Origin of the sequence: Desulfamplus magnetovallimortis (genome assembly GCF_900170035.1) — a bacterium.
In the GTDB taxonomy this organism is placed as follows: Bacteria; Desulfobacterota; Desulfobacteria; order Desulfobacterales; family Desulfobacteraceae; genus Desulfamplus; species Desulfamplus magnetovallimortis.
Genome location: NZ_LT828552.1, coordinates 6,570 through 10,747, shown reverse-complemented (window position 1 = coordinate 10,747; position 4,178 = coordinate 6,570). Strand labels below are relative to the sequence as shown.

At 37.4% G+C, this 4,178-nt stretch carries 4 protein-coding genes and 1 pseudogene; 3 read left to right on the top strand and 2 right to left on the bottom strand.

Annotated elements, in window-relative coordinates:
• Positions 1-30: 30 nt before the first annotated feature.
• Entirely contained in the window at positions 31-699 is a 669-nt protein-coding gene (locus tag MTBBW1_RS18790) for a formylglycine-generating enzyme family protein (protein WP_087881801.1), read from the bottom strand.
• 264 nt (positions 700-963) lie between these two features.
• On the opposite strand from MTBBW1_RS18790, the gene MTBBW1_RS18785 reads away from it, so the two are divergent.
• Both MTBBW1_RS18785 and MTBBW1_RS18780 read left to right on the top strand, forming a co-directional pair.
• Positions 964-1,317, top strand: coding sequence for a type II toxin-antitoxin system RelE/ParE family toxin (locus MTBBW1_RS18785; RefSeq protein WP_080805931.1), 354 nt, complete (start codon positions 964-966; stop codon positions 1,315-1,317).
• A complete protein-coding gene (locus MTBBW1_RS18780) occupies positions 1,304-1,486 on the top strand; it encodes a helix-turn-helix domain-containing transcriptional regulator (protein WP_080805929.1) in 183 nt (60 codons plus the stop codon). The genes MTBBW1_RS18785 and MTBBW1_RS18780 overlap by 14 nt, the downstream gene beginning before the upstream one ends.
• 42 nt (positions 1,487-1,528) lie before the next feature.
• On the opposite strand, the pseudogene MTBBW1_RS29685 reads toward MTBBW1_RS18780, so the two are convergent.
• Positions 1,529-2,512: pseudogene (locus MTBBW1_RS29685) on the bottom strand (integron integrase).
• A gap of 382 nt (positions 2,513-2,894) precedes the next feature.
• Between MTBBW1_RS29685 and MTBBW1_RS18770 the strand changes: the two are divergent.
• Positions 2,895-3,839, top strand: a complete 945-nt coding sequence (locus tag MTBBW1_RS18770) for a hypothetical protein (protein WP_080805927.1) — start codon at positions 2,895-2,897, stop codon at positions 3,837-3,839.
• Positions 3,840-4,178 lie beyond the last annotated feature (339 nt).

Below are 4,178 nucleotides of genomic sequence, written 5' to 3'. Positions count from 1 at the left end.
AGATCATCATTAAAGCGTGATGGAAGAGTATCAATATAATCCATAAGTTGAGATATAGATGTGATGCTGTTTTGAAGCTGTGTCTGCCAGCCACTCATATTTGTCAAACAGCTCTTTTGTTTTTACAGGGTGGGGCCGGAGCAAATCAGGGGGATTCTTGTAACCGGAATTGCCGCAATACCAGGCAATTGCATCAAGCACAGGATCAACTGGTGTGCATCCATCTTCCGTCATATTGCCACCATAAAACGTAGTTGTGGTGCCGGCTCTGCATGCATATTCCCATTCAGCTTCGGTGGGAAGCCGGTATTTTGTTGTTTTTTCATATTGATTTAAGAATGATATAAACTGCATGCATTGATTCCATGATACAGTATCCATTGGACATGCAGCACCACAATCCTTGAATGCAGAAGGATTCTCCTCAACAAGGGCATTCCATTGCCCCTGGGTCACCTCAGTCTCCTGCATATAAAAACTTTTTGAGATTGTAACCGTATGAAGCATCTCGTTCCAGTCTCTCCCAGGTTCTGTTTCAGGGCTTCCCATTACAAATTTCCCTGCTGGAATCAGCACAAACGTCATGCCAAGTTTATTGGTGATGGTTTTATTCTTGCCTGAACTTGTTTGAGCAGCCAAAAGCGATAGAAGAAGCATCAGCAGAAACAAAATGCTTTTTTTAAATTGTGGAGGTCTCATTTTTGACTCCTTTGTATATTATCAAATTTTTTCCGTGATAAGATTTCCCTGATGCTTGCCTGAATTCCTTTTAAATGTCAAGGTCATCCAGTGGGCTTGTGACACTATGCCCTCCCTGATGGAACACATGGGTATAGATCATGGTGGTTGCAACACCCTTTGAAATTATGCTTGTTTATTGTGTTTGACATGGGTAAATCCTTTTGATATGAAATTTTTATGTTTTGTGACAATATCAAAAATGAATCGGTTTGTTAATCTGTTATGGAAGTGACTCCGAAAAAGATATTTGAGTACATCACCGAAGATGGGAAAAATTTTTTTAGGGATTGGCTCGAATCATTGAGAGATCGAAGAGCCAAGGCGATAGTGACCACAAGGCTTGATAAGGTGGCACTTGGGAATCTTGGGAAGACAAGGCCGCTCAATAAGGGTGTTCATGAGTTGAAAGTGGACTACGGGCCTGGATATCGAATATACTTTGCCAATGATGGAGTCAAGGTCATCCTTCTGCTTTGTGGTGGAACCAAGCGCACCCAGGATGAAGATATCAAGCTTGCTCAATATTGCTGGGCTTCATATAAGAGAGAAATAGGGGGAGTACATGCCTACTGTTGATCATGAAGATACCATAATCGAAATGCTTAGGGATGACCCTGAGTTTTTGGTGGAATACATCAAAGAAGCGTTCAATGACGGAGATCAAGGGATCTTTCAAATAGCGATTCAACGATTGATTAAAGCAGGGAATTACAATCTTGATGTTGTGGAAAAAGAGGCAGCGTGAAGATCATGCCGACAGGTGTGACATGACTTTCCTGAATTCCTTTTAAATGTCAAGGTCATCCAGTGGGCTTCTGACTCCCTGCCCACCTTGATTCAAAACGTGGGTATATATCATCGTTGTTTCAACATTTTTGTGCCCCAAAAGTGATTGAATGGTTCTGATATCAGTTCCTCGCATAAGAAGATGGGTCGCAAAGCTGTGCCTGAATGTATGGGCAGTGATCCTTTTCACTATATCTGTTTTTCTGACAGCCGATTTAATGGCTTTATTGATTACACTTGGATCTATATGGTGACGCCGTATAATACCTGATCGTGGATCTTTTGAAAGGTTTTTTGAAGGGAACAGATATTGCCAGCCTGTTTCCCTGTCTGCATTGGGATATTTTCTTTATAGTGCATCGGGAAGATAGACACGGCCATAACCATTTCTAAGATCTTCTTCATGGAGCTGTTTGACATATTTGATGTGTGTCTGCAAAGGCTCAACAAGTTTTTCTGCAAATGTGCTAACTCTTGCCTTATTTCCCTTTCCAGCATGAACTGTGACACTTTTATATTCAAAGTTAATATCAAAAATTCTCAACCTGAGAGCTTCTATTATGCGTAAGCCTGTTCCGTATAGTAGCTGTACAATAAGCTTTGGAGTGCTTTCCATCAGCTTTATTATTTTTGTAACCTCATCGATGGTCATTACAACAGGAATATTCTTTTTTTCAGGAGCACGAACAGCGTCAATTTTTTCATTTAAGGGCTTTCCAAGGACATGCTTATAGAGGAATATAAGTGCATTAAGGGCAAGTCTTTGGGTTGATGCAGAAATGTTGGTATCAATGGCAAGATGTGTTAAAAATAGCTCAATTTTCTTTTCACCATTTTCAAGGTCATCCCTTGATCTCATTTTATGGAAATTAATATAACGTTTGATCCAGTCGCAGTAACTTCTTTCTGTATGAATGGAGTATCGGCGTACCCTCATTATGGCTCTGACTTCATCTAATAATTTGGGTTTATTTTCTGTTGACATGGTATGATTCATCTGATATGGAGTTTTTTAGTTATTTGTCATAAAAAAAATAACAATAATATTTATTTTTAAATTTAAGCCATTAGTTGATTCTTTGTATTGTATTTTACGATTTGTTTGAAAAATTGTCAATGACAAGTTGACCTGATATTAATATTATCAAGGCAATTTGCCCTGATAACTTTTTATAACGGTCAATTTGCCTTGAATATTTTGTGATTTTTCTTGGAATCAGCTTGGTATTACAAAATAAATATTTGAAATAATATAAAATATTTGCCTTGATGATTTGGTTTTTATGTCTGGCTGTTATCTGTTATCAGGGCAAAAGGTAGTGTTAATTTAACTGTTATATTTTTAGCTGCTTGAATAAAATGATAAAATGATTGAATTTAAACAAGACGCTCAGTTAATATCTAACGCAGAAATTTCATTAGCAAAATTGAGAAGAACAATTGACCAGCTAAATGTATTATATTCAGACATTGAGAATTTTTTAAATTCATATCAACATGATACTTCACCAGAGATTGAGGTAAGATTAAGAGCATGTACAGATTTATTTGATTCATATTTCCTAAATCAACTTAAAATATCAGAGAAATCAACAGAATCAATATCTGTGGAAAATGATACAAAACTAAATCTTTCCGTTGATGGTAACTGGCTAACACATGAGATGGGAAGCCTGCTGTTTTCGGTAAATACAATATTTCAATTGTTTTCTATCAGAGATTCAGCCATATTTCGCATAAAAACTGAGAATGGTCTGCCAAGAACAAGAAAAGATGTTTATGATCATGCAAAATTATTTTATTATTTGACACCTGAAGAAGAACTGAAAGTTAAAAAGATTCATTTTGCCTCTCCTGGTGAAATAGAATTGGTAACACAATTAACAAACCTGATACCTGCTCTTAAAGATGTAATATATCTAATATTCGTAACGAGTTTTGCTACAAGGTTACTAAGAGATTTGCCAGCAATATATAGGTATTGGATTAATTCTTATTTAAACGTAAGGCAAGCTATAAGAGAAAATGAACGAAGAGAGTTAGCACATCAATTTTTTGTCGAAGCAATAAATGGTAAATTGGTTGACAACAAAAAAATACAGAAAATTTCTACAAATTTGAAAGATATTGAAATTGAACAGGTGAGCAAAGCATTGGCATTACTTGATGAAAGTATTGTAACAGTAACTGAGCCTAAAATTGCAGACCCCATAAGGCTAACATCAAGAATATTTGATTCTTTATCATCAATCGCTCGATTGTTTGATATTGGGAAGTTATCGAAAGGCTCGAATAGCAAGGATGGTAAATAGAAAAATATAACCCGTCATTGAAGCGGACAGGGGCTTACGGCGGGTTGACGCTGAGAGCGTTAACAAAGGGCTTTAAGAGTGAAGTCCTTGCAGTCAACAAAACGCCCCTGCCGCTTAATTCGGCGTTATATGAAGCCTTCGGCAGATGCAAAGCATAGTAATTATTCATAATTTCGGCATCTTACCTATCTTGTGAGGCGATTATCTCATGGAACTCCAATCCGAGACACGTTGCTGTGACATTTCGAGCAGTATAGACCTTCCCCATCTGAGTTCTCTTCTGCCACCTCGGTTGGAGCTTCCTCTTTCAGTACAAAAGACGCTGGAAGAGACTCTCAT